This window comes from Streptomyces olivaceoviridis (genome assembly GCF_014650115.1).
Taxonomy (GTDB): Bacteria; Actinomycetota; Actinomycetes; order Streptomycetales; family Streptomycetaceae; genus Streptomyces; species Streptomyces olivaceoviridis.
Window position 1 is genome coordinate 117301 of the sequence record NZ_BMUI01000019.1, and the last position, 24455, is coordinate 141755.

22 protein-coding genes are annotated in these 24455 nt (G+C 72.4%); 11 read left to right on the forward strand and 11 right to left on the reverse strand.

The features are described 5' to 3' along the window. Nucleotides 1–34 precede the first annotated feature (34 nt). The 4 genes from IE273_RS30070 to IE273_RS30085 all read left to right on the forward strand — a co-directional run bounded on the left by IE273_RS30070 (nt 35) and on the right by IE273_RS30085 (nt 4313). Entirely contained in the window at nt 35–1444 is a 1410-nt protein-coding gene (locus IE273_RS30070) for a nucleotide sugar dehydrogenase (protein ID WP_229887689.1), read from the forward strand. Then, nucleotides 1432–2529 (forward strand): NAD-dependent epimerase/dehydratase family protein, encoded by a 1098-nt coding sequence (locus tag IE273_RS30075; protein ID WP_229887691.1) that lies wholly within the window; start codon nt 1432–1434, stop codon nt 2527–2529. Before IE273_RS30070 ends, IE273_RS30075 begins: the two co-directional genes overlap by 13 nt. Further along, on the forward strand, nt 2529–3569 hold the full coding sequence (locus IE273_RS30080; RefSeq protein ID WP_189818317.1) for a glycosyltransferase family 4 protein: 1041 nt from the start codon (nt 2529–2531) through the stop codon (nt 3567–3569). Before IE273_RS30075 ends, IE273_RS30080 begins: the two co-directional genes overlap by 1 nt. A gap of 138 nt (nt 3570–3707) precedes the next feature. After that, entirely contained in the window at nt 3708–4313 is a 606-nt protein-coding gene (locus tag IE273_RS30085) for a helix-turn-helix transcriptional regulator (protein WP_189818318.1), read from the forward strand. 57 nt (nt 4314–4370) lie between these two features. Here IE273_RS30085 and IE273_RS30090 read toward each other — a convergent pair whose 3' ends face one another. From IE273_RS30090 to IE273_RS30100, 3 genes are read right to left on the reverse strand one after another with little or no spacing between them, the layout of a single operon-like run. Then, nucleotides 4371–5258 (reverse strand): hypothetical protein, encoded by an 888-nt coding sequence (locus IE273_RS30090; protein ID WP_189818319.1) that lies wholly within the window; start codon nt 5256–5258, stop codon nt 4371–4373. Nucleotides 5259–5261: 3 nt separating this feature from the next. Further along, entirely contained in the window at nt 5262–5534 is a 273-nt protein-coding gene (locus tag IE273_RS30095) for an acyl carrier protein (RefSeq protein ID WP_189818320.1), read from the reverse strand. A gap of 33 nt (nt 5535–5567) precedes the next feature. Then, entirely contained in the window at nt 5568–6497 is a 930-nt protein-coding gene (locus IE273_RS30100) for a ketoacyl-ACP synthase III family protein (protein ID WP_229887693.1), read from the reverse strand. 228 nt (nt 6498–6725) lie between these two features. Here IE273_RS30100 and IE273_RS30105 point away from each other — a divergent pair, with 228 nt between their 5' ends. The 4 genes from IE273_RS30105 to IE273_RS30120 are packed head-to-tail and all read left to right on the forward strand — an operon-like array spanning nt 6726 to nt 10759. Then, nucleotides 6726–7466 (forward strand): sugar phosphate nucleotidyltransferase, encoded by a 741-nt coding sequence (locus IE273_RS30105; RefSeq protein WP_189818322.1) that lies wholly within the window; start codon nt 6726–6728, stop codon nt 7464–7466. Beyond that, on the forward strand, nt 7463–8521 hold the full coding sequence (locus tag IE273_RS30110) for a glycosyltransferase family 4 protein (protein ID WP_189818323.1): 1059 nt from the start codon (nt 7463–7465) through the stop codon (nt 8519–8521). Before IE273_RS30105 ends, IE273_RS30110 begins: the two co-directional genes overlap by 4 nt. Nucleotides 8522–8543: 22 nt before the next feature. Further along, nucleotides 8544–9725 carry a DegT/DnrJ/EryC1/StrS family aminotransferase gene (locus IE273_RS30115; protein ID WP_189818324.1) on the forward strand — a complete coding sequence of 394 codons (1182 nt, stop codon included), beginning with the start codon at nt 8544–8546 and terminating at the stop codon, nt 9723–9725. Then, entirely contained in the window at nt 9722–10759 is a 1038-nt protein-coding gene (locus tag IE273_RS30120) for an alcohol dehydrogenase catalytic domain-containing protein (protein ID WP_189818325.1), read from the forward strand. The genes IE273_RS30115 and IE273_RS30120 overlap by 4 nt, the downstream gene beginning before the upstream one ends. A gap of 87 nt (nt 10760–10846) precedes the next feature. On the opposite strand, the gene IE273_RS30125 is transcribed toward IE273_RS30120, so the two are convergent. From IE273_RS30125 to IE273_RS30150, 6 genes are all read right to left on the reverse strand, one after another. After that, nucleotides 10847–12169 carry a nucleotide sugar dehydrogenase gene (locus IE273_RS30125; RefSeq protein WP_189818326.1) on the reverse strand — a complete coding sequence of 441 codons (1323 nt, stop codon included), beginning with the start codon at nt 12167–12169 and terminating at the stop codon, nt 10847–10849. Then, nucleotides 12162–13706: a class I adenylate-forming enzyme family protein gene (locus tag IE273_RS30130; RefSeq protein ID WP_189818327.1), complete on the reverse strand. Its 1545-nt coding sequence runs from the start codon at nt 13704–13706 to the stop codon at nt 12162–12164. The genes IE273_RS30125 and IE273_RS30130 overlap by 8 nt, the downstream gene beginning before the upstream one ends. A 22-nt stretch (nt 13707–13728) precedes the next feature. Next, on the reverse strand, nt 13729–14565 hold the full coding sequence (locus tag IE273_RS30135) for a 4'-phosphopantetheinyl transferase family protein (protein ID WP_189818328.1): 837 nt from the start codon (nt 14563–14565) through the stop codon (nt 13729–13731). A gap of 12 nt (nt 14566–14577) precedes the next feature. Beyond that, entirely contained in the window at nt 14578–15975 is a 1398-nt protein-coding gene (locus IE273_RS30140) for a preATP grasp domain-containing protein (protein ID WP_229887694.1), read from the reverse strand. A gap of 79 nt (nt 15976–16054) precedes the next feature. Continuing rightward, entirely contained in the window at nt 16055–17893 is a 1839-nt protein-coding gene (locus IE273_RS30145) for a beta-galactosidase trimerization domain-containing protein (RefSeq protein WP_189818329.1), read from the reverse strand. Further along, entirely contained in the window at nt 17890–18870 is a 981-nt protein-coding gene (locus tag IE273_RS30150) for an NAD-dependent epimerase/dehydratase family protein (RefSeq protein WP_189818330.1), read from the reverse strand. Before IE273_RS30150 ends, IE273_RS30145 begins: the two co-directional genes overlap by 4 nt. A 541-nt stretch (nt 18871–19411) precedes the next feature. On the opposite strand from IE273_RS30150, the gene IE273_RS30155 reads away from it, so the two are divergent. From IE273_RS30155 to IE273_RS30165, 3 genes are read left to right on the forward strand one after another with little or no spacing between them, the layout of a single operon-like run. After that, the gene (locus IE273_RS30155; protein ID WP_229887695.1) at nt 19412–20818 is read left to right on the forward strand and encodes an aldehyde dehydrogenase family protein; all 1407 of its coding nucleotides are present in this window, start codon (nt 19412–19414) and stop codon (nt 20816–20818) included. Between the two features lie 29 nt (nt 20819–20847). Then, nucleotides 20848–21180, forward strand: coding sequence for an acyl carrier protein (locus IE273_RS30160; protein ID WP_189818331.1), 333 nt, complete (start codon nt 20848–20850; stop codon nt 21178–21180). A 56-nt stretch (nt 21181–21236) separates the two neighbouring features. Then, complete coding sequence (locus tag IE273_RS30165) at nt 21237–22508, forward strand: type III PLP-dependent enzyme (protein WP_189818332.1); 1272 nt, start codon at nt 21237–21239, stop codon at nt 22506–22508. A 71-nt stretch (nt 22509–22579) separates the two neighbouring features. Here the strand turns inward: IE273_RS30165 and IE273_RS30170 are convergent, their stop codons facing one another. Beyond that, nucleotides 22580–22996, reverse strand: a complete 417-nt coding sequence (locus IE273_RS30170; RefSeq protein ID WP_189818333.1) for a DUF2690 domain-containing protein — start codon at nt 22994–22996, stop codon at nt 22580–22582. A 163-nt stretch (nt 22997–23159) separates the two neighbouring features. Then, nucleotides 23160–24152, reverse strand: coding sequence for a peptidoglycan-binding domain-containing protein (locus tag IE273_RS30175; RefSeq protein ID WP_229887697.1), 993 nt, complete (start codon nt 24150–24152; stop codon nt 23160–23162). Nucleotides 24153–24455 lie beyond the last annotated feature (303 nt).

The window sequence follows — 24455 nt, forward strand, 5'->3', positions numbered from 1 at the left end:
ACGTCGGCCGCCCGATCAGAAAGGCAATGCCTGTATGCACGGAGACAGCGGAGACACACGCAACGCACCGCACACGGGGAACGCGCGGGACGCGCGGGACACGGACACCGAGGGGACGACGGCCCGAGCCCCGGGCGCCGTGTGCGTGATCGGCCTCGGTTACGTCGGGCTCACGCTCGCCGTCACCCTCGCCGCCCAGGGACGCGCGGTCATCGGAGTGGAACGCGACCGGGCGATCCGCGAGCAGCTGGCTCGCAGACAGCCGCACATCCACGAGGCCGGCCTGGACCTCGCGGGCGCCGTGGACAGCGGCCGGTTCACCGTGACCGGCGATGTGCCGTCGGGCCGAACGGTCGACACGTACATCGTGTGTGTCGGCACACCGGTGGACGAGTCCGGCCGCCCCGACCTGACCCAGGTGGAAGGCGCCGTCCGGGCGGTCGCCGAGCAGGCGGCCGACGGGTGCCTGGTGATCCTGCGCTCCACCGTGCCGGTGGGCACCTCCCGCAGGCTGCTCGGCGCACTCCGCTCCCGCCGGGACATCGAGCTGGCCTTCTGCCCGGAGCGCACCGTCCAGGGCATCGCCGCACAGGAGTTGCGCAGCCTGCCGCAGATCGTGGGCGCCGGCGGCCGGCGTGCGGGGGAGCGGGCCGCCGCCCTGTTCCGCACACTCACACCGGACATCGTCGAGGTGTCCGACCTGGAGACGGCGGAGATCGCCAAGCTGGCCTGCAACGCCTACCGCTACACGGTCTTCGCCTTCGCCAACGAGATCGCCCGCCTCTGCGAGAGCGTGGGCGTCAGTTCCCGCGAGGTGCGCCAGGCCGCCGTGGCCGGGTACAGCCGGGCGGCGATGCCCGGTGCGGGGCCGGTGGGCGGGGCCTGCCTCCCCAAGGACACGGCGATACTCTCCCGGGCCTTCGCGGACCACGGTTCACCGGCCTCCGCGCTTCTCGACGGCGTCGCCGGAGCCCACCGTGCGACCCCTGTCCGGGTCGCCGACCGGGTGACCGACCGCATGGCGCGCCTGACCGGTTCCGTTCCCCCGGTCGTGGCCCTGCTCGGCGTCGCCTTCAAGGGCCACCCGGAGACCGATGACGAACGGTCCTCGCCGGCGGTCGAGATCGTGGCCCGGCTGCGGGAGCGCTACGCGGGCATGACCGTGCGCTCGCACGACCCGCTGGTGCCCCTCGTCAGACAGCAGGCCCTCGGGTACCGGCCGTGTGCAGAGGCCAAGGACGCCGTCGACGGCGCCAACCTGGTCATCCTCGGAACCGATCACCCGTCGTACGCGGAGCTCGAACTGCACTCGGTCACCGACAGGATGGCGAGTCCGGGCCTCGTGTACGACGCCTGGGGCCTGCACACCCGGCACGCCGCCTCGCTGGGCGGCGGGGTGGAGTACCTCGCCTTCGGCGAAGGGCGGTTGGCGTGGACGGCGTGACGGGGGCGAGCGGGCGCGAGCAAGCGGACGAGCAGGGACGGCCGGTGGTGCGGCGGAAGGGGGACGGCGTGAAGGTGCTGGTGACGGGTGCGGCCGGTTTCCTCGGCGGGTACATCGTCGAGGAGCTCATCGACCGCGGGTACACGGTCGTCGGCCTGGACAACCTCTCCAAGTACCGACAGCCGGCCCGCGGGCTGCCCGAGCACGAGCGCTTCACGAGCGTGGTGGGAGACGCCGCGGACAAGGACCTGCTGTACGAACTCAGCGAGGGGTGCGCGCACTTCATCGCGGGCGCCGCCCTGATCGGCGGCGTGCGGTACATGAAGGACCTCGCCTACGACATCCTGTCCACCAACAACAGGCTGGCCGGCGCGGCAGCCGAGGTGGGCGTCAGCCGCCACCGCGAGGGGCTCCGCAAGGTCACCTACGTCAGCTCCTCGATGGTGTACGAGCGCCACCCGGGCGTCGGTTTCCGTGAGGGGGACGAACGGGAGACCGCCCCGCCGGCCACCGCGTACGGCTTCCAGAAGCTGGCGGTCGAGTACTACGCCCGCGCCGCCTGGTCCCAGTACGGACTGCCGTACACCATCGTCCGCCCCTTCAACTGTGTGGGCGCCGGTGAACGGCACGCCCCCCACACCAGCACCTCCTCCGAGGAGCAGCAGCGCCTGGTGCGCGGGCACGTCATCCCCGACTTCGTGGAACGCGCGCTGCGCCGCGAGAACCCGTTCCGTGTCCTCGGCGACGGCCGGCAGTTCCGCACGTTCACCCATGCCCGGGACCTGGCGCGCGGCGTCGTCCTGGCCATGGAGTCCGAGGCCGCGTGGAACGAGGATTTCAACCTCTCGGGCAACCAGGGCTGCACGATCTCCGAACTGGCCCGGCTCGTCTGGGACCGGGTCAACCCCGGCGTGCCGTTCTCGATCCGGCACGAGCCGGCCTTCCCGGACGACGTACGCGTCCGCAGGCCCGACACGCGCAAGGCCGCCGAGGTGCTCGGCTTCGTGGCCGACACACCGATCGAGGCCATGGTGGACGAGGTCGTCGCCTGGGTGCGCGAAACCGGACTCGCGGCGGCGGCCTGATGATCGAGTCGGTCAACCTGGCCGGGGAGTTCTACGTGCACGACGGGTACGCGGGTATCTCCGAGTACATCGTCGTCGGCCTGAGCAGGCTCGGGATCCGGGTCAACCTGATCCCGTTCAAACTGGAGACGGCCGGCCTCTCCCCGGAGATGCTCGACATCGTGGCCGCCGCCGGGCCGCCCGTGCCCGGCCCGCTGGTGTTCAACTCGTGGGTCCGTCCGGAACTCGGCCGTTTCGCCGGACGTCCGCACCTGGTGCACACCATGTGGGAGTCGAGCAGGCTGCCCGCGAGCTGGATCGGTCCGTTGAACCGGGCGCGGGCCCTGATGGTGCCGACCCGGTTCGTGGCCCGCATGTTCCGGGACAGCGGGATCACCGTGCCCGTCGAGGTCACCCCGGACGGCGTCGACGCCGATGTGTACCCGTACGTCACGCGGCCCGAGCGGGAGGGGATCACCACGCTCGTGGTCGGCACTGCGGTACCGCGCAAGCATGTTCCCGAGGCCATCGCGGCCTGGAACCTGGCCTTCGCGGACGACCCCGCCGCACGGCTGGTGATCAAGGCCCGGTTCGGCGCCGAGGGGCGCGCGGGCCTGACCTCGCGCGACGCCCGGGTCACCATCGTGGACGAGAACGAGCCGACCCGCGGCATCCTGCACTGGTACGAACAGGCGGACGTGCTGCTCGCGCTGGGCAGCGAGGGTTTCGGCCTGCCCCTGGTCGAGGGCATGGCCACCGGCCTGCCCGTCATCGCGCTGTCCTCCGAGGGACAGGGCGACGTCTGCGCGGACGCGGGCGACCTCGTGCTGCCGGTGGCCCCGTCCCGCTGGGAGGGCGTGTACGAGTCGCACCTGGGCCACTGCGGGGTGCGCGGCGTCCCGGACGTGGCCGAGGTCGCCCGGCACCTGCGCTGGGTCGCCGACCATCGCGACGAGGCGCGGGCACTCGGCCGGGCCGCCTCCGCCTGGGCGCACAAGGAGCGCGACATCTGGCAGAAGCCGAAGGCGATGCTGGACGTCATCGAGCAGTACTCGGACTGAGGACCTCGGGCATGGTCACGCGGGGAATCGTGACCATGCCCGGTACACGCACGCGCAGCGGCCATCAATCCACGAGGTATCGCGAGGTGCACATCTGTGACTACCCAAACGGCAACCGCCACCTGGAGCGTCGCTCTCATGATCGAGAGCCAGATCATACGTATCGGCATGGAGGGGATACTGCGGGATCTGGCCTGCGTGGGGCGTGTCGAGACATACGAACCCGAGTCCCTGGACGTCCTGCTGGACGCCCCGCCGGACATCCTCATCATCACCTTCGACGAGTGGCGCGTACTGGCCGAGAGCACCGAAGGCACGCACACCCGCCTTCCCCACCTGCTCGTCCTCGGCGACGAGCCCTATGAGTGGTCGGGTGAACTGTTCGCCGCGCTTCCCGTGGACGGGTTCCTCTCCCTCCAGAAGCTCTCGGCGCAATCGGCCGGGGAATCCCTGTTGCGCACCGTCACCGGCCAGATGCCGATGCCGCCGGCGCTCGCCCGCCGCCTGCTGACCGCGAACAAGGTGCGCATCTCGGGTTCCGCGGTCCGTTCGGTGTCCCTGACCTCGCGTGAATCCGAGGCGCTCTCCCTGCTCGCCGACGGCCTGAGCAACAAACAGATCGCGCGCAAGCTCGGCATCTCCATCCACGGCGCCAAGCGCCTGGTCGGCTCGATCCTGCTCAAGCTGGGCGCGCCCAACCGGACCGGGGCCGTGGTCACCGCCCAGAAGGCCGGCCTGGTGTGATGACCGCGGGCCACCGGCGTCCGGTGCCCGCCGTGGCCCGCGGTCGGCCCGGAGCGGTCAGGGGCCGGTGCCGACGCGCGCGGTGTCGACCGTGCACAGACTCAGCCGGCTGAAGTCCGGGTCGTAGTCGGCCAGTACGACCCGGCGCCCCACCGCCCGCCAGGCAGGCAGCCCCCGCGCGAGCAGCGACCACGCCGCGGTGCACGGCCGGCCCCCGGGTGCCGTGACCACCTCGTCCGCCGGGTGGTCCGGCAGGTGGGGCGTCAGGCCGGGCCCCGCGATCAGGGTCAGGGGCCGGCCGTCCGCGCGCAGGGAGGCCAGCGTGCCGCGGAGTCGCTCGCCGGCCCCGCCTGGTGCCACGCGGACGGCCGGGAGCGGCGTCACCGAGGCGAGGTCGCCCTCGGTGCCCAGCACGAGGGCCACCACCGCGTTCCGGTCCGCCGCCAGCCGACCCGGCACGGGGTCGGCGTGCGGCACGGCGGCCTGGTCCATCATCAGCAGCAGCACGCTGCGCGCCCCGTCCTGCCGGACGCCGGCCGCCGCCATGCGCAGTGCCGTGAAGGCCGACCCCGCGCCCTGGTCGGCCACTCCGTAGGCCAGGCCGATGTGCGACAGGGTGTGGGCGAGGTAGCACAACGGCCGGCCCGCCTCCGCGTCGGAGGTGACGGAGGCGAGCAGCGCGAGGTCGAACCGGTCGTGGTGCGGCAGCAACCGCGGCAGCATCCCTTCGGCCATGTCCCGGAAGGTGACCCGGGTCCCGTCGAAGTAACCCGGCCGCACGGTGCGGCCGTACGCCGCCATGAGATCGGAGAAGTAGATGCGGTCCTGCGGCTGGAAGCCGCCCCCGCCGTCGAACTCCTGGTACTCGACCCGGGCGAGCCCCAGGGCGGTCCGCTCCGTGCCGGGCCGTGCCCCGGCGCACTCCGGCGGTGTGGCGACGTACACCGGCTACGCCTCGAACTGCCGGGTCAGGTAGGCGACCAGGGTGCCCACCGTGTCGAAGTCACTGGGCTCCAGCGTCTCCGGGTCGAATTCGGTGTCGAGATCGGTCTCCAGATTCATCAGCAGTTCCAGGACCATGGTCGAGTCGAAGTTGAGGTCGTCCAGGAACCGGGTCTCCGGGGAGATCGACCGGGGCTCGCGCGACACCATGCGCGCGACGGTCCCGATCACCGTGCTGGTCAGCTGAGGGGTCGAGGTGCTGACGTTCGAGGTCTCCATGGGCTGCCCTTCTTCGGTGGTGTGCGGTGGCTTTCAGTGCTGGAGGACCATGGCGGAGAACGTGGCTCCCAGCCCCACGGCCGTCATGATGGAGCGGTCGCCCGTCCGCAGGCGCCCCTGCGCGCGGGCCGACTGGAGGTTGATGAAGGCGTCGGCCCCGAAGCAGTGGCCGAGCGTCGCCAGGTTGTCGAGGAACAGCCGGCCGTTCCCCTGGATCCCGAGGTGGCGCAACACCCTGAGCCAGGACATCCGGTTGACGTTGTGCGGCAGCACCAGGGTGATGTCGTCCAGCGTCAGGCCGGCCGTCTCGACCGCGGCGAGCATCACCTCCGCGAGCGCCTTCGGATAGATCTGGTTGAACCGGGCGCTGGTGGCCTCGTCCGACCACGGCGCGCTGTGGAACTCGCCCAGGGTGTGCGTGGCGTAGCCGAGCACACGGTCGCGCCCACCCCGCGGCGCGACCAGGATCGCCGCCGCGCCCTCGCCCATGACTCCGGTGTCGGCGATGACCTGGGCGGCGGAGGTGAACGTCTTCTCCCCGGCGAGGACGAGTGCGCGGGCGTCCGGGTCGCCGTCGTCGGCGAGCAACTGCCCGGCCAGTTGGACGGCGAGCAGGCTGGAGGCGCAGGCGTGCTGGGTGAGGGTGAACGCGGTGCTGTCCGCCAAGCCGAGTTCCTCGCACACCCTCCGGAGCGGATTGACCGGGTACGGGGCGGTCACCGGCATCGTGCGCGCGTGCAGCACGTAACGCACCCGGTGCTCCCGGCCGCGCAGCCCCAGTCCGGCCGCCGCCGCGACGAGTTGTGCCACCGGCCCTTCGTCGGGGTCGCACGGGACCTCTCCGAACCCGAAGTAGCGGATGTGCATGTCGATGCGCTTCTCGCTGAAGCCGTAGCGCCGCAGGTACTCGGAGACTCGGACGCGCCGGCTCGGGATGTGGCTCGACACGGCCTCAAGGGACACCAAGGCAACCTCCGATGGCGGCGAGTGGTCGGACGGCACGCTTGTCGCGGTCACCAATATCTCCGCCGACCCCACCGAGTACGACCCTCCTTGGCGGTCCTTTTTCAGGTATGCCGATCCGGTTACCTCAAGGGGGCGACCATCGGGTGTTGGTGGGTCACCGGGGAATTCGGCAGAGTGAGCGCGCCCGGCGGCATCCCGGAATCGCGACCACCCGGAGAAGCGAACATGCATGCGATTGTCATGGCGGGCGGAAAGGGTTCCCGTCTCGGCGCGTTGACGCGAAACCTCCCGAAGCCCCTGATGAAGATGGGCGACGACTCGATTCTCGGCATCATCACCCAGCAGTTGCGCCGTGCCGGATTCGACCGGCTGACCTTCTGCGTGTCGCACTTCGGCGAACTCGTGGAACGCGACTTCGGTGACGGCGAGCGGTTCGGCGTGGCGATCGACTACTGCTGGGACCGCGATCCGCTCGGCACCGCCGCACCCCTGCGCCTGGTGCCGGACTGGACGTCCCCCGCCCTGGTGATGAACGGCGACATTCTGACCTCGACCGACTTCGGCGACCTGTTCGCGGCCCACCAGCGGCACCGGCCGATCATGACGGTGGCCGTCCGCCGCACCCAGATCCCCGTCGCCTACGGGGTGCTCGACCTGGACGAGGACGGCCGGGTGGCGCGCATACGGGAGAAGCCGCGCATCAACGTCGACTTCTCGTCGGGGATGTACGTGATCGACCCCGCCGTACGCGCGTACATCCCGGCCGGTCACCACATGGACATGCCCACCCTGATCGGCGCGGTCATCGACCGGGGTGAACGCGTCCGGGGGCACCGGGTCCTCGGGTCGTGGCACGACATCGGAACCCTGGGCAGCTATCACACCGCCGCGCGCGCGTTCCTCGCCGACCCCGGCAGCTACGTCACAGCGGACCCGGACCCCGTCCAGAACGCGCGTCCCGCATGAGCCGCGTCCTCACGGTCTTCGGCGGCTCGGGGCAGGGCCGGACGTCAGGGGCCGAACGGATGGCCTGGCGCACCACGTCGGCCCTCGCGCGCCGCGGGCACCAGGTGGCCACGCTCACCGACGCGCTGCCCCCCGACGACCTGCGTACCGCGCACTGCCCGGTCTTCCGGTCCGTAGCGGAGTTGCTGTCCGACCGCCCCTGGCCGCGCCCCGACGTGGTGCACGCCTACGACGTCGCGCTTCCCCGAGCCGTGGCCCAAGCCCATGAGCTGGCCCGTGGCTGGAACGCCTCGTTCGTCCTCACCCCGGCCTCCGCGCCCGAGGTGTGGCCCGACCGGGACCTGGGCGCGGCGCTGTGCCGCGAGGCCGGAGTCGTCTACACCCTGACGCAGGCGGAAACGGCCGCCCTGGAGGCCATGGGCGTGTCCGGCGCCCGTGTGCGCGCCCTTCCGCAGGCGCCCGACCTGGTCGGCACCCCGGACCCGGCCGCCTTCCGCGCACGGCGCGAACTGACCGGCGACCTCGTCCTGTTCCTCGGCCGGCGGATCGCCTCCAAGGGGTACCAGGTGCTCCTCGACGCCGCGCCACGGGTGTGGCAACACCTGCCGGACACCCTCTTCGTCTTCGCCGGCCCGGTCGGCGACGCCCAGGCGGCCCGAGCCTTCCGGGGCCCGCTCGACGCCCGTGTCGTCGACGTCGGCCTGCTGTCCGACCAGGAGAAACACGACGCGCTGGCCGCCTGCTCCGTGCTGTGCCTGCCCACCAGCGCCGACGTGTTCCCACTCGTGTTCGCCGAGGCGTGGGCCTGCGGCAAGCCCGTGGTGACGGGCCGGTTCCCCGGTGTCGGCGAGGTGGTGCGCGACGGTGTGGACGGGATCGTGGCCGATGCCCGCCCGGCGGCCGTCGCCGACGCGCTGCTGAGGCTGCTGACCGACGGCACCGCCCGCCGCGCCCTCGGCACCGCCGGTCTGCGCCGTGTGCGGGCCGAGATGTCGTGGGACCAGGTCGTGCGCGCAGTGGAGCGCGGCTACCCGTCATCCGTCCCCTCTCCCTGACCAGCAACGGAGGAACCGGCCCGTGGCCACCGCAGACACACCAGCTCCCCCCCACCGGGTCAACTTGGCCGACAACACGGTGAGTGCGCAGGAGATCGCAGCCGTCACCGACGTGCTCAGCTCAGGCTGGCTGTCCGCGGGACCGGTGACCCGGGACTTCGAGCGGCGGTTCGCAGCCGCCCTGGACGCTCCCGACGCCGTGGCCGTGAGCAGCGGCACCGCGGCACTGCACCTCGCCCTGTCGGCCCTCGGCATCGGACCGGGGGACGAGGTGATCGTCCCCTCGCTCACCTTCGTCGCCTCCGCCGCCATGGTCACGTTGCAGGGCGGTGTTCCCGTCTTCGCCGATGTGCTCTCGCCCGGCGAACCCACCCTCGCCCCGGCCGACGTGGCCCGGCTGATGACCGAGCGGACCAAGGCCGTCGTGGTGATGCACTACGGCGGATACCCGGCCCGAGCCCGGGAGATCACCGACCTCGCCCGAGCGCACGGCGTCCCGGTCATCGAGGACGCGGCCCACGCCCCCGTGGTCCGGACCCCGGACGGAGCGCTGGGCACCATCGGCGACATCGGCTGTTTCAGCTTCTTCGCGTCCAAGAACATGACGACGGGGGAGGGCGGCATGGTCGTGGCGCGGGACCCCGACGTCCTGGCACAGGTCCGGTCGGCGCGCGCCCACTGCCTGACCCGCTCCACCTGGGACCGTATGCGCACGGGAGCCTCCGACTACGACGTACCGGGCCTCGGCTTCAACTACCGCCCCACCGAGATGGCCTCCGCCATCGGCCGGGTCCAGCTCGCCCGGCTCCCCGACGACCGCCGCATCCGCCGTGAACTGGCGCGCCGCTACCACGAGATGCTCCACGGGGTGCCGGGACTGACCGTGCCGTTCGCCGCGCACCGGGCGGACACGGCCCACCACCTCATGGCGGTCGTACTGCCGCCCGGGGTGCCGCGCCCGGAGGTGCAGGAGCTCCTCAAGGCGGCGGGGATCCAGACGTCCGTGCACTACCCGCCCACCCACCTGCTGTCGTACTACCGGGACGTCGTCGCAGGCCGCCGCGACCCCGCGACGCCCGAGCAGCGGCTTCCGGTGACCGAGGCGCTGGCGGGCACCCTGCTGTCGCTGCCCTTGCACGCACGGATGACCGCCGACGACGTGGCGTACGTGGCGGGGCGGCTCACCGAGGCGGTGAAGCGATGAGAGCCGTGGTCTACAGGGGGCCGGGGGAGGTCGAGGTCCAGGACGTGCCGGTGCCCCGTCCGCTCGGTCCCCGTGACGCGGTCGTCCGTGTCACGCGCGCCGCCGTCTGCGGGACCGACCTGCACCCCTACCGCGGCGAGCTGCCCGGCTTCCCGGCGGGGACGGTGCTGGGCCACGAGTTCGCCGGACGCGTCCACGAAGCCGGTCCCGAGGTGCCGTTCGCCGTCGGCGAGAGGGTCTTCGCGTCCGACGTCATCGCGTGCGGGCGGTGCTCCGACTGCCTGCGCGGCCGGCACTACCAGTGCGGTGCCGGATCCCTGTTCGGGTATGCGGACGTGGCCGGCCCCTCGGTGGCCGGCGGGCAGGCGCAGTACGTCCGCGTGCCCTTCGCCGACGTCGTGCTCGCCCGCACCCCGGACTCGGTGACCGACGAGCAGGCACTGTTCGTCGGTGACGTGCTCACCACCGCGTACGCCGGCGTCCGCGCGGCCCGGTGCGAGCCGGGTGACGTGCTGGGCGTCGTGGGGGCGGGGCCCGTCGGGGTGCTCGCCGCACGGTGCGGCGCCCTGGCCGGGGCCGCGGAGATCGTCGTCGCCGAGCCCGATGCGCGACGACGGCAGCAGGCCGCCGAGTTCGGTGTGCGTGCCGTCGCCCCCGCGGACTTCGCCGAGGCGCTGCGCGCGGCCACCGGCGGTCGCGGCGCCGACGCGGTGATCGAGGCCGTCGGCAGTGATACCGCGCTGGCCTGCGCGCTGGACGCCACGGGCCCGTGCGGCACCGTCGTCGCGCTGGGCGCCCACCACTCGACGGCGATGCCCTTCCCCACCGGGCAGGCGTTCGCCCGCGAGCTGTCGGTACGTTTCACCGTGGGCAACCCGATCGCCCTGCGCGACCGGGTGCTCGGGGTGATCCGCGCGGGCGTCGACCCCGGCGGCATCGTCACCCACCGCCTCCCGCTGGAGGCGGCAGCCGAGGCGTACCGGCTCTTCGACCGGCACCGGGCCTTCAAAGTGGTGCTGGAGTGCGCCTCCTGAACGGCCCGGTGGACCCTGTCCACGGACGGCGGGGGCCGTCTGCCGCCGGGACACCTCCCGGCGGCAGACGGCCCCCGCCCTACCGGCTCAGCCGCTGCCGAACCTCTTGTACGCGACGCCTTCGGCGTCCCGGAGCGCCGGGGCCAGCACCCCCCACACGTCGAAGACCAGGGCCGGCGCGCGCATCCCGGCCCTGATCGCGTCGATGCCGATCCGCTCCGCGTAGCGGGGGTGATCCACGAGGAGCACCAGCGCGTCCGCGCCGTCCAGTCCCTCGGGGACACCGACCGGTTCGAACCCGAGCCCCGCGGTCTGCTCCTCGCCGACGACGAAGTCGTGGCCGGCCAGGGCGCCGACCCGGCCGCGCAGGGCCCGGGCGATCTCGGCCGCCGCCGTTCCCCGTACGTCGTCGGTCTCGGGCCGGCCCTTGTACGCCATGCCGCAGACGAAGACCTTGGCCTCCTTCGGCGGACGGCCCTTCTCGGCCAGGGCCTTCAACACGTGATCGGCGACGAACTGCGGCACACGCTCGTTGACCGCACGGGCGGCCTGCACCATCGGCGGGTGGTACCCGGCCGCCTGCGCGCCGTGGATCAGCAGGTAGGGGTCCTTGGTGAGACAACTTCCCCCCACGGTCCCGGGCCGGGACAGGTCGGGGCGCGGATAGCGCAGGTTCGCCGCGGCGACGACCTCGTTGCCGTCGACACCGAGCGCGTCGGCCATCAGGGCGATCTCGTTCCCGAAACCGTAGATGAGGTCGGTGTGCGCGTTGCACACCAGCTTCACCATCTCCGCCGGCTCAAGGGCCGAGACGACCACCCGGTCCGCGGACACGAGGGCGAACAACTCCTCCGCGCGGGCCGCGGAACGCTCGTCGACGCCGCCGATCACCTGGGGCAACGAGGAGAGCTCTTCGAGCGCCCGGCCCTGGATCGTCCGCTCCGGGCAGAAGGCCAGGAGCGGTCGGCGCACCCGCTCGCGCAAACGCGGGAGGACGTGCTGCCGGCAGGTGCCCACCGGCACCGTGCTGCGCACGACCACCAAGGTGTCGTCCGCGACATGGGCCACGGTGTGTTCGACGGCCGCCTCCAGATGGCGCAGGTCGGGGCGTTTGGTCTGCGGGTCGACAGCGGTGCCCACGCAGATGACGACGGCGTCCAGGCCGCCGTCGGGGAGGGCGTCGACCACCCTGAAACGGTCCTCCGGCAGCGTGCGCAGCAGTTCGGCCACTCCCGGCTCGAACAGCGGGGGCTGTTTCGCGGCGAGCGCCGTGCGTACCCGCGGGTTCGTCTCGACGCCCACGACCCGCGCCCCGGCACGGGCCAGCGACACCGCAAGTGTCAGTCCGACGTATCCCAGTCCGATGACGGCGACAAGGGGGGTGTCCCGCCGTGCGCTTGAGTCACTCATGGTCTTTGTCCTCGCTCCCGCTGGGCTCGGTCGTCCGGCCCTGTGCGGCCGGTACGGACGTGGTGGGGCTGGTGGCTCCGTCGGTCGCGGTGCCGGCGGTCGCGGCGCGCACGCGGCGGCGGTCGACCTTGCCCATCGAGGTACGCGGCAGCCGGTCCACGACGTGGAAACGGTGCGGGACCTCGTAGGGCAGCAGCCCGCGCGTACGGCAGAACCGGGCGAGGTCGGCGACCGTCGTCCCCGGGTCGGGTACGACCACCGCCTCCATGTGTTCCTCCGCCCCCGGCGCGGCCACTCCGTGGACGTGGACCTCCCGTACGGCGGGGTGTTCGGCGAGGATCCGCTCGATGCGGCGGGGGTTGACCTTCCTGCCCCCGACGTTGACGAAGGTGCTCTTGCGTCCGATCAGGAAGACGCGTCCCTCGGCGTCGATCCTCGCCACGTCGCCGGTCCGGTAGAAGCCGTCCTCGGTGAGCGGGGGACCTCCCGGTTCCGCCGCGTAGCCCGACAGGAGCGTCGGCGTGCGCACCAGGAGCTCACCCTCACCGCCGGGCGGCTCGACGCGCAGGCCGACCCCGGGCGCGGCCACGCCCACGGCGTTCGCGGGCCAGGCTTCGGCGTGGCCGGGCTGGACGGCGATGAGTCCGGTCTCCGTGCTCCCGTAGATCTGCCGGACCGGCACTCCGAGACCGCTCGCGGCCTCGGCCGCCACCGCCGGGGCGAGCGGTCCCCCCGAGGACAACGCGACCCGGAGCGCCGGGGGCCGGTTCCGCGTCCGGAGCACGCGGGTCAGCAACTCGTAGACCAGCGGTGTGCCCAGCAGCACCGTGGCACCCGCGTCGAGCCCGTCCAGCAGCGGCCGGAGCCCGAACCGGGGCAGCGCCCAGAGGCCGGCCCCCGACACCAGGGCGGCCATCAGCCCCCCGACGAGGCCGAAGGAGTGGGCCGCCGGCACGGCGGTGAGCAGGGTGTCCCCGGGGCCGAGCCGCAGGACGTCCCCGTAGGTGCGGGCACCCCGCAGCACATGGCGCAACGGCTGCCGTACGACCCGTGGTTCGCCGGTCGAACCGGACGTCATCTGGAGGATCTCGCCGTCCCGGCCGGCGGCCGGGCGCCGGAACTCGCCACGGCACTCCTCGTAGGTGAGGTACGTGTTCGGGTCCGGCGCGTCCGGCGCCGTGGCCGGGGGCCCCACCACGGTCGACGGTGCGAGCCGGCGCAGCGCCGATCCCGGGTCGGCGAGGTAGGAACTCTCCTCCTCGATCAGCAGGAGGTCCGCCCCCGTCAGGGCGAGTCCGACGACGGTCACGATGCTCTCGGCGCTGCCGTCCACCCGTACGACGACCGGTGACCGGTCCGCCGTGATCCGGCCGCCCGCGGCGACGGACAGCACGTCGGCGCAGAACTCGGCCCGGGTGAACGTCCGGTGCCGGCCGTTCGCCGTCGCCGTCCGCAGGGCGACCGCGTCCGGCGCCGCGTCCCGGTGCCGGCACAGGGCGGTGTACAGCTCGGAGACGGCTGTCGGCGCGTCCGTCATGGGCGGGGTCCGTTGTGCGGATTCAAGGCTGGGTCTCTCCTTCGGTGAGGTCCACGAAGCGGTTTCCGGCGCTCGGGCCCGGATCGCCGCCCGCCGGGCCTGGCGCTGTGCCGAGGTGGCACGCGAGGTCCGAGGGGCGCAACCGCCTTCGGCGCACGGCGTACGGTTCGGGGCCGGCCATCGCGACCGCGGCCCGGTATCCGGCCGGGGCGTCGAGGTCGCGTACCAGCCAGGGCGCGGGCAGCCGTCCGGTGGGGTCGTCGACGAGCCGTACGTCGCCGTCACCCGCGACGGGCAGGCCGAGTCCCAGCGCGAGACGGGCGCCGGCCGCCTTCACGCACGCCTCCTTCCGGGTCCACAACCGCAGGCTGGTGTCCCTTCGCCGCCCCGGCGCGGCCGAGGCCACCAGCGCGCTCTCCTGCGGCGGGAAGTACCGGGCGGCGAGTGCTTCGGCCGCGCCGCCGGGACGTCCCCCCTCGATGTCGACGCCCACGTCCCGGCCGCCGCCGGTGACCGCGAGGAGCACCGCGCCGCCCGAGTGCGTGAGGCTGAACCGCAGCCCGTCGCCGTCCACCAGCTCCGGCTTGCCCCACCTTCCGGCGCGCAGCCCCAAGCGGTCCGGCGCCGTTCCCCGGTACCTGCCGAGGATCACGCGCACGGCACCGTGCACGGCGACGAAGGACCGCGCACGGCGTGCGTCGGGGAGGCCGGAGCAGCGCCTGCGCGCCGCCGCGTCCAGGACGGTGGCGAGCTGGTCGGCGACCTCCGGCGGTGCGTCCGGGGCGATGGTCCAGAGGTGCACCTCGCGGGCGGAGGGCGGGCGCTCGCGGACGGCGAGGAGGTCACCGTCATCCCACATCCGCTGCCCGCCTCACCCGGTCACCGGGCGGCCGGCGAGTGTCCCGAGCCGCCGCGCCAGTTCCCGGTCCAGTGCCTCGGCCCGGCTCGGCGAGCCGGCCACCACCACGGCGTACAGACGCCCCTCGAAGGTCTCTCCCGGCGAGGACCCGTCGGCCGGGGCGCCCGCGTTGACCGTGGCGAAGCAGTTGATCAGCACGCCGCCGTCGGTCCCGTCCACGAGCAGGAGGCCGTCCAGGAGGGCGCGCAACTCACCGAACGGCAGCCGGCGCCGAAGCCGTACCGGATAGCGCTTGGCGAGAGCGGTCTGGTCCGCGTCGAAGAACATCGCCCTGAGCCGTTCCTGGTACGTGGACATGTTGTTGCGCGCGTTGATCTCCAGCACGGGGTACAGCCGGTCGTCCTCGGTGATCAGACCGTCGACGCCGACGACGCCGAAGTAGCCGTCGGCCGCCAGGGCCCCGCCCAGCGCGTGTGCCGCCTCGCGGACTCCGTCCGACTGGGCCTCGGTCAGCCGGACCGGCATCCGGTGACCCTGGTGGGAACCGCCTTCGGTCAGGGCCTCCTTGACGAAGTCGTACCGCACGGAGCCGTCGCGTCCGACGGTGAACTGGTAGTTGAGATCGGTGCGTTTGGGCAGCCACTCCTCCATGACCAGACCGAGGCGCCGGTTGCCGGAGCGCTGCGCGCGCCGCGCGATCAGGCGCCGCACCTGACGGAGCCTGGCCTCGTCCCGCACCACGAGGAGGCCCTTCCCGGAGACCCCGTAGGCGTCCTTGAGCACCACGGGACGGCCCGCACCGAGCCAGGAGGCGGCCCGTTCGCACGCGGCGTCGAACTCGTCCGCGTCCCGGCAGACCATCCCGGCCGGCTGGGGTATCCCGAGGCGGTCCGCGGTGAGACGGCTGTAGATCTTGCTGTTGACGCGCTTGCAGACGGCGGCCGTCGGACCGGCCGCCCGCAGCCCGCAGCCGACGGTCAGCCGTTCCTCGTCCTCGGAGATGCCGTGGGCCCACAGATGGGCGCGGACCGCGGCGAGGCCGCGCAGGGTGGCGAGCAGGTCCGGGTCTGCCAGCGCGTCCTGCGTGACGGTGCGCGCCGGGTCCGGCGCGCGGGGCGTCAGCACGGTGGGGACGGCCAGGCCGAGGCCGTGCAGGTAGGCCAGGAACTCCGGGTCGGGTGCCGCCTTGAGCAGGACGTAGTCGCCCGCTCCGGCGAGCGACAGGGCCAGCTCGTCCATGTGGTTGACGATGGCGCGGCTGCCGTTCATGGCCATGTGCGGCAGGCCGGGTTCCGAGGCGCCCCAGTGCTCCTCCACCTCGAAGTTCCCGACCAGGACGAGCGGCCGGTCGGACGCTCCGGTGAGCGCGGTCCGCAGCCCGGCAAGAACGGGGTCGGACAGTGTCCGCACGGGAACCACTCCTTTCACTCACGTGCTCGCTGAGGTGCGGACGGGGAGGTCCGCACGGTGGGCAGCCGGTCGCCCCGGGTCACCCGGCCGGCGCCGGGCGGTCCACGACGCACCAGTCCTTGGCGCCGACGCTCACCGGCACGCGTACGTGCCGCCGGCCCGCGCGCCAGGCCAGGTCCACTCGGGCGGGCGCGGTGCCATGGTTGATGACGGCGGCGCGTCGCGGGCGGTCCGTGCCGTCGGGAACGATCTCGACGTCCGGGTCGGCGCAGTCGACGTCCGCGGGGATCCCGGCCAGCTCGGCCACGCGCCGGTAGAGGTGTTCGGCGTTGCCGGAGGTGAGCCGTCCGGGCCGGTCGAGCTGGCGCTCGAACGGCGCCGCGCAGAACAGCACCCGGCCCTCGCCCACCTCGTTCAGGACGAGTGCCGGTGTGCCGTCACCGAAGCGCCCCAGGCACGTCCCCGTCGTCGTGCGGACGGTGACGGCGGGCGCCCGGCCGGCGTCCCAGTCGACCGGCCACGCGTCCGCGTCCCAGCGGAAGCCGGTCTTCCCGTCCGGCAGGAGGGAGAAGTCCACGAGTCGTGCTCCGGCGATGTCCTCGCCGGGGAAGCCGTGCAACCGGTCACCCATCGAGCAGAAGAGGAACCCGCCCGAGTCGAGGTGGCGGCGTAGCCGTTCCAGGTCCGTCATCGTCAGCATCGTGGCCGACGGACACACCACCAGGCGGTAGCCGTCGAGGTCGCCGCTGACGATGTCGGCGTCGAGGTGGGCGCGCTTGAGCAGCAGATGCGCGTAGAACGTCGCCAGGGTGCCCGGCTCGGGGTCCAGGTAGGAAGCGCCGCCCGCACGGGTGCGCTCCGGCACGTAGAGCGCGATCCTCGCCCGGCCGCGGCGTACGTCGCTCAGCTCCCGCGCCGCCCCGGCCACCTTCCGCAGCGCGGTGAGCGCCGGCTTGGCCGTGCCGTCCAGGTGGCGCAGCCCGACGAACCGCTCCGAGGGGTGGCGCGAGTAAGGCTCGTCGACGGACGCGATGTCCTGCCAGCACCAGGCCAGCACGCCCGCCGCCCCGTTCGCCAGGCTGGAGGCCGCGGCAGCCCGCAGGTAGTGCGCGGCCACCTCCTCGTCGACGCCGTAAGCGCCCAGCTCGTCGACGAACGGCACACCGTACGCGGCGGCGAAGCGCACGAGGAAGGGGGCGAGGGACGTCGCCTTGTACGCGGTGGTCGACTCGATCGAGCCGGGTGACCAGGTCGGGAACCCGTGCACCGAGATCATGTCCAGGGCGGCCGAGTTGGCGGGCCCGAACACCGACTGGCCGAGCACACCGGAGACGTCGTTCGCCTGTGTCACCAGTACGCCCGGCAGTTCCCGGCGGAGCACGGTCGCCAGTCGGTGGTGCCAGGCGGCTACGTCCGCCGCGGACGGCGCCGGGTCCGGTGACACGTTGCCGATCTCGTCGCCGAGGTCGATGGCCAGCAGGGCGGTGGTGCCCCGCAGTTCGCGTCCGACCGCGGCGGCGAACTCCTCCTGTCGGGCGAGCATGTCCGCGTCCAGGAACAGGCTCCGGCCGTGCCGCCAGGCGGGATCGAGGAGCTGGCCGTTCATCCAGATCGTGAACAGCGAGACGACACAGGCGAGCCCCGCGCTCGCGGCACACTCCACGGTGTGCCGCAACCTGGCCAGGGCCTCGGGCAGCAAGCGGCCGGGCTCGGGTTCGAAGTCGCGCCAGAACACGAAGAACCGGACGACGGAGAAGCCCGCGTCGGCGATCTCCCTCAAGTCCCGTTCGATCGCGGCGGGATCCCAGTCGGTCCAGATGCGGCAGCCCGCTCCCGACGGGTGGTAGTCCACCCCCACCGCGACGAACCGCTCCCCGTCGCGCCACAGCCGGCCGTCCCGCACGGTGAACCCGGTCACCGGGGGCCTTCCGCGGGCGTCCGGTGTGCGGCGTACCACGCGTGGGTGAGCCGGAGCCCTTCGTCCAGGGGAACCTTCGGCCGGTAGCCGGTCGCCTCCCGGAGCACCGTCAGGTCCGGCAGGCGGCGCTGGGGGGAGCCGGAGGGCGCGGCGAAGACCCGCATCGCGGGGGAGTAGCCGCACAGTGCCACGACACGGCCGGCCAGGCGGCGGATCTCGATCTCCTCCTCGTCGTTGCCGATGTTCGCGACGACCGCCTCGTCCGTGCCCAGCCGCATCAGTGCGACGGTCGCCTCCACGGCGTCGTCGATGTAGCAGAACGCCCTGGTCTGCGTCGCGCCGTACAGGGGGAAGGGGTCCAGCCGGCCGAGGCCGCGCTCGATGAACTCGGGGATGACGTGCTCGTACCCCATGCGGGGGCCGTAGATGTTGTGGTAGCGCCCGACCCTGACCCGGAACTCGTGCGCGCACTGCCGGAAGAGCACCTCCGCCACCAGTTTGCTCAACGCGTACGAGGCACGCGGGCGAGCCGGGGCGGCCAGCGCGAAGGGTCCGTCCTCCGAAGTGGGGAAGTCCACCAGCCCCAACGCGGCGGCGCCGTCGGCGACCTCGCTGGTGGAGCTGAGGAACACGGCGCCCGGCTGCCGACGGCGGCACCAGTCGAGGACGTGCAGCGCCGCGCGCAGGTTCACATTGAGCACCTGGGCGGGGTACTGGGTGGCACGCGCCACGCCGACGACACCGGCGAGGTGATAGACGGCGTCGAACGACCCGGACAGCAGGTCGTCCGGGAGCGGACGGGACAGGTCGTGCTCCACGACCGACACGTGCTGCTGGAGGGCGAGCAGTTCGTCGTCCCGCCGCCCTCGTGAGAAGTCATCGAGCAGGACCACCTCGGCGCCCTGCGTGAGCAGGTGCCGCGCGAGATGCAGTCCCACGAATCCGGCACCACCAGTGATCAGTACGCGTTCGGTCATGGCCCGGCCTCCGGTCGTCGGTTGATGCTCCCTGGACAAGCTCCTGGCACACGGGGGCCGTCAGCGGCTGTGCCGGGGTGTGCGCGCGGCGGCGAGGCCCGGGAACCGCCGGCACCGGCCACGGCGGACGGACACCGCCGCGCGATCCGGTGGCCGCGTCCGGCCGTCCGCGCGGAGCCCCGCTCGACCGCCGCGTACGGTGCGCGGAAGCAGATGACCGGGTGGGACATGCCAGGTGCCCGCGGCCGTACGGTCCACGAGCCGGGCGGGGCACGGTCCGGCGGGGTGGCGGACCCGCCGGTGCGGGCGTCGCGCCTGCCGGGCGTCGACGGCGGTCCCGACCGGGCCGGCACAGGCCCCGTGCGAGATCCCGAGGACCTCCGCCGTGTGGGCGTCGAGCAGCGACATGACCTCCCCTTCTCGTCCGGGCCCCCAGCTTTGGCGGGGCCCCGGCCGCCGGGCAAGGCACCACCGAGCGCGCCTAAGGGCATGACACAACGAGGAGTTCCCCCGGCCGGCCACGGCTGCCGACACTGGACGGGTGACGGTGACGATGACGACGGCCGGCAGCCGGATCGCGGGCTCGGGGCGGATACCGGTGGAGAATCCGGCGTTCGGCGAGGTCTTCGCCGACGCCCCGGCCTGCACCCCCGACGAAGTGGATGCCGTGGTCGGCACGGCGGCGTCCGCCTGGCCGGCCTGGCGCGCGCTCGGCGAGGACACACGCCGCGGGCTGCTGCGCGACTGCGGCGCGGCGTTGAGCGCGCACGCCGGGGAGATCGCCGGGCTCCTGACCCGTGAGCAGGGCAAGCCCCTCCACGAGGCCACGGCGGAGGTGCGGTTGGCGTGCGACTGGTTCCGTCACACCGCGGCACTGACCCTCGGTCCGCCGGAGCGGGCCGCCGACGACACCGGTGCCGACGTCGTCGTCGAACGGGTACCGCGCGGTGTGGTGGCGGCGATCGCCCCGTCGAACTTCCCGGTCATCCTGTCGGTGGTCAAGATCGCGCCCGCGCTGCTGGCCGGGAACACCGTCGTACTCAAGCCCTCACCGGTGTGCCCGCTGTCCACGCTGCGGATGGGGGAGGTCATCGGCCCCTGTCTGCCCGGCGGTGTCCTCAGCGTCATCTCCGGCGGCGCCGACGTGGGCGCGGCGCTCACCGGCCACCGGGACGTGCGCATGGTCTCGTTCACCGGCTCGGTGGATTCCGGCCGCCGCATCGCGCGGACCGCGGCCGAGTCCTTCACCCACGTCGTGCTGGAACTCGGCGGCAACGACGCCTGCATCGTGCTGCCGGACACCGACCTTGCCGCCGTGGCCGGGCAGATCTTCCGGCGTTCGATGGTGAACGCCGGACAGTTCTGCGCGGCGATCAAGCGGGTGTACGTGTCACGGCGGCAGCAGGGGCGGCTGGTCGAGGCGTTGGTGGCCGCCGCCGAAGCACTGACCATCGGCGACGGCTCGGTGCCGGGCACCGACCTGGGCCCGGTGGTCAGCCGGGAGCAGCGCGACCACGTCTCCGCGCTGGTCGCCCAGGCACGGCAGGCGGGCGCCCGGGTCGTCACCGGCGGAACCCCGCTCGACCGGCCCGGCTACTTCTACGCACCCACCGTCCTGACGGACCTGCCGGCGGGCACGCGCCTCGAAGCCGACGAGCAGTTCGGTCCTGTCATCCCGGTGATCGCCTACGACGACGTGTCCGAGGCGGTCGCCCGCGCCAACGCCACACCGTTCGGACTCGGTGGCTCGGTGTGGGGGGACGAAACCACGGCGTGCGAGGTCGCGGCCCTGCTCGACTGCGGGACCACCTGGGTCAACACCCACGGTGAACTGCGGCACGACGTCCCCTTCGGCGGAACACGATCGTCCGGCGTCGGCGTCGAGTACGGCCGCTGGGGGCTACTGGAGTACACGCGGGCGCGGGTCCGGCACGTGGAGCGGCAGTGAGGGGCAGCGCGGGCCCGATCGTGTCAGCCATGACAAGCAATCCCTGTACTGCGCAACGGCGATGTCGGATAGGGGCTCGGATCTTTGTGAGTGACACAGAGAAGGACGTTGTTTCCGTCGTCTCCGAGGAAATGGGTGCGCTTCTCTCCTGCCGCCCGCTCGGACCGTTCGACGACTTCTTCCAGGAGGGCGGCGACTCGTTGCGCGCCGTGGAACTGATCACGCGACTGACGGAGCGGTACCGGCCCAGCGGCGCTGTCGAGGCCGATCAGCTCGGTTCGGAGCTGTTGACCGTGGTCTTCGAGGACGCCACCCCCACCGGGCTGGCCGCGACCATCACGCGCGAGCTCGGCGCCGCGTGACCAGGACAAGCCGTCGCCAACCGGACGACGACCGGATGCGGACGAAGGGGTTTCACATGTCAGAGGGCCTGACGGTGCAGGGCGTCGCCTTCACGGAGTTGGCCGAGACCTTCGGGACACCCCTGTACGTGTACGACTCACGGGTGCTCACCGACCACTTCACCGCGGTCCGGGGGATCCTGCCCGAAGAGGCGGAGGTCTTCTTCTCCCTGAAGGCCAACCCCAACGTCTCGGTCTGCGCCGTCTTCGCGTCCGCCGGCGCGGGCGCCGAGGTCTCCTCGCTCACGGAACTCCACACCGCACGCCGGGCCGGAATCCCACCCGAGAAGATCATCTTCCTCGGTCCCGGCAAGAGCTTCGAGGAACTGGACGCCTGCGTCGAAGCGGGGATCTGCGCCATCGTCTGCGAGTCCTTCGGCGAGCTGGAGGCGATCGACGAGCTGGCCCGCCGCAGGAACACCACGGTGGACGTGGCCCTGCGCGTCAACCCCTCCTTCACGGTGAAGGGTTCGAAGCTGACGATGGGCGGCCGTCCGCGCCAGTTCGGCCTCGACGAGGCGCAACTCCTCGACCATCCGGACCTCGCCGCCAAGTACCCGGGCGTACGGCTGATGGGCGTCCACGTCTACATGGGCACCCGCATCCTGAGCGAGGAGGTCGTCGCCGAGAACACCGCGCGCATCCTGGAACTGGCCGACCGGATCGCGTCCGCTCTGGGCTTCCCCCTGGAGATCGTGGACATCGGCGGCGGCCTGGGCGTCGGCTACTTCGACAACGAACGCGACCTGGACCTGACCACACTCGACCTCGCGCCCCTCGTCAACCGCTTCAGGGCCGCTCACCCCGGCACCCGGGTCATCATGGAACTCGGCCGCTACCTCACCGCCCTGGCGGGGACCTACATGGCACGGGTCCGCTACACCAAGACCTCCATGGGGGAGAACTTCGCCGTCACCGACGGTGGCACCCACCACCACATGGCGGCGGTGGGCATCGGATCGTTCGTCAAACGGAACTTCCCCACGCGGCTGCTGAACCGCGCGGCTGCCGCTCCCACCGAACGCTGGCAGATCACCGGCCCGCTGTGCACGCCCAACGACCTGCTGGGCAAGAACGTGGAACTGCCCGCGCTGCGCCCCGGGGACCTCATAGGCATCCTGCGTTCCGGCGCGTACGGGCCCACCGCCTCGCCCACCCTGTTCCTCAGCCACGGCTGTCCTGCCGAGGTCCTGGTCCACGAGGGCGTCCCGTACCTGGTCCGCGACCGCGACCGCCCACAGGACCTGCTGGCCCGCCAGCACCTGCATCCGGCCTTCGCCCCCCGGTGACGGGACAGGGGCACAGGACGGACAGACCCCGAGTCACCCGGGCAGGACCGCCGCCCGGCCGGTGCCGCCCGTCAGTAGCTGCCGGTGCAGTCGACGTTGTGGGAGCCCCGGGCCTTCCACGTACCGCACGCCCAGGCCTTCACGTTCTTGTCGCTGACCATGACGCTGAAGAAGTGGCCGCTGCCGTACGTCGTGTACTGCTTCCCCCGGCTGTTCTTGATCACGATCTTGGAGCCGGACGGGGCGCTGATCCTGAAGCGGCCCCAGGCGGCCCGGCACGAGGGGCTGTAGCGCAGCTCCATGGCCGTGACCGGACCGGTGCCCTCGGCCACGGTGCGGGCGTCGTCCGCGCAGGTCGTCCTGCCGGGGTTCAGGCCGTTGCAGGAGGAACCGAGGCAATGGGTGGCGGCGGAGGCGGAGGGCGCGGCGACCAGGCCGCCGGCCAGCAGCGCTCCGGTGCCCAGGAGGACGGTTGCGAGGTGTTTCATGGGGGTGCCTTTCCACGTCGGATCGGGGGTCAGGAGCCGGCGGCGGGGCCGCCGCCGTGGTGGGTGATGTCCCGGTGACCGCCTGCGCGGGCGGGTGGAGCCCGGGGCGGGAGAGGTGGTGCCCGGCCGGTATCCGGGGCAGGCCGGGCACCTCGGGAAGGCATCAGTAGTACGTGATGTCCCAGTGGTTGGCCCAGTTCTCGTCGGCGTAGTCGGTGACCGTCCTGCCGCCGGAGGTGACGCGCCACACCCAGGCGCCGTCACCGCGCTTGTGGTGCTTGCTGGAGTGCGCGTGGACGTAGTCGGTGACGCACGAGGTGCGGGCCACGTCGACCTTGTAGCCGTTCCAGTGGCTGTACGTACCCCCCGCGTGGCCGACCTCGGTGCCGCCGGTGATGACGATCCGGCAGCCGCTCTTCCGCTTCAGTGCGATGACCCCGTCGACAGTGCGGGCCCGGATGTCCTGCAGGCTGGTGCAGTTCTTGTTGTGGCGGTTGGTGCAGTTGCCCGAGGAGGAACGGGTGATGCCCGCCGCCCTCAGCCGTGCCGCGGCCTGCGCGTCACTGAGCTTGCCGCCGCCACCGGCGCCGCCCCCGCCCCTCACCAGGGCGGCCCACGTCTGGACGTCGACGACGCCGTTCGCGGTGAGGTGCTTCGTCCGCTGGAAGGACTTGACCTTCGCGGCGGTACCCGAACCGAACACCCCGTCGGCGGTGACGGCGTAGCCGTTGTCGGTGAGCTGGCGCTGCACGGCCTTCACGGCCGCACCCCTGGAACCGGACTTGACCGTCATGACCAGCTTGGTCCAGGTGTTGGGTCCGACGATGCCGTCGGCGGTCAAGTGCTTCGCCCGCTGGAAGGACTTGACCTTCGCGGCGGTACCCGAACCGAAGATCCCGTCGGCGGCGAGCGTGTAGCCCCGTGCGGTCAGGAGCAGTTGTACGGTGGCCACGTCCACGCCGCGCTGGCCGGACTTGACCGTCGGCCAGGACGCCCGCACGGCGGTGTCGGTGGTGGAGCCCGCACGCGCGGCGCCGGGCAAGGCGGTCGCCGCGGCAGTGGTGACGTCGGTCGCCGTGATGCCGGCGACCAGGGCCGTGGCGAGGAGCACGGACGCGCCCAGGCTCCGGCGGGGCCTCTGACTAGTGGTGAGCATGATGTCGGTTCCTTTCCCGTGGATTCCCGCTGACTGAATTTCCGGCTGCCGCGCATCCCGCCCGTAGGGCCCGACGACTCCGTCAGTGGAAGGACCGTTGCGGCAGAGCCGGTCGAATTGCTTCAGGTCTTCGAACAGCCGTCCGCCGCGCAATTGAGCGTGATGGGTGCTGCGGAGAAGAAAACAGCCCTGCGGGGGCGCGGCGAAACACGCATGGATCAGGTCCCCTTTCATGGCGGATGTCAGCGCGGCGTCCGTGGCGATCCGCACCGGAAACGAGCATGGCGTCGGCATGGCCGCACC

Coding starts and splice junctions, on each gene's coding strand:
- IE273_RS30070 (WP_229887689.1), top strand. CDS start 35: ATGCACGGAGACAGCGGAGACACACGCAACGCACCGCACACGGGGAAC.
- IE273_RS30080 (WP_189818317.1), top strand. CDS start 2,529: ATGATCGAGTCGGTCAACCTGGCCGGGGAGTTCTACGTGCACGACGGG.
- IE273_RS30085 (WP_189818318.1), top strand. CDS start 3,708: ATGATCGAGAGCCAGATCATACGTATCGGCATGGAGGGGATACTGCGG.
- IE273_RS30095 (WP_189818320.1), bottom strand. CDS start 5,534: ATGGAGACCTCGAACGTCAGCACCTCGACCCCTCAGCTGACCAGCACG.
- IE273_RS30105 (WP_189818322.1), top strand. CDS start 6,726: ATGCATGCGATTGTCATGGCGGGCGGAAAGGGTTCCCGTCTCGGCGCG.
- IE273_RS30110 (WP_189818323.1), top strand. CDS start 7,463: ATGAGCCGCGTCCTCACGGTCTTCGGCGGCTCGGGGCAGGGCCGGACG.
- IE273_RS30120 (WP_189818325.1), top strand. CDS start 9,722: ATGAGAGCCGTGGTCTACAGGGGGCCGGGGGAGGTCGAGGTCCAGGAC.
- IE273_RS30125 (WP_189818326.1), bottom strand. CDS start 12,169: ATGAGTGACTCAAGCGCACGGCGGGACACCCCCCTTGTCGCCGTCATC.
- IE273_RS30130 (WP_189818327.1), bottom strand. CDS start 13,706: ATGACGGACGCGCCGACAGCCGTCTCCGAGCTGTACACCGCCCTGTGC.
- IE273_RS30135 (WP_189818328.1), bottom strand. CDS start 14,565: ATGTGGGATGACGGTGACCTCCTCGCCGTCCGCGAGCGCCCGCCCTCC.
- IE273_RS30150 (WP_189818330.1), bottom strand. CDS start 18,870: ATGACCGAACGCGTACTGATCACTGGTGGTGCCGGATTCGTGGGACTG.
- IE273_RS30160 (WP_189818331.1), top strand. CDS start 20,848: ATGACAAGCAATCCCTGTACTGCGCAACGGCGATGTCGGATAGGGGCT.
- IE273_RS30165 (WP_189818332.1), top strand. CDS start 21,237: ATGTCAGAGGGCCTGACGGTGCAGGGCGTCGCCTTCACGGAGTTGGCC.
- IE273_RS30170 (WP_189818333.1), bottom strand. CDS start 22,996: ATGAAACACCTCGCAACCGTCCTCCTGGGCACCGGAGCGCTGCTGGCC.
- IE273_RS30175 (WP_229887697.1), bottom strand. CDS start 24,152: ATGCTCACCACTAGTCAGAGGCCCCGCCGGAGCCTGGGCGCGTCCGTG.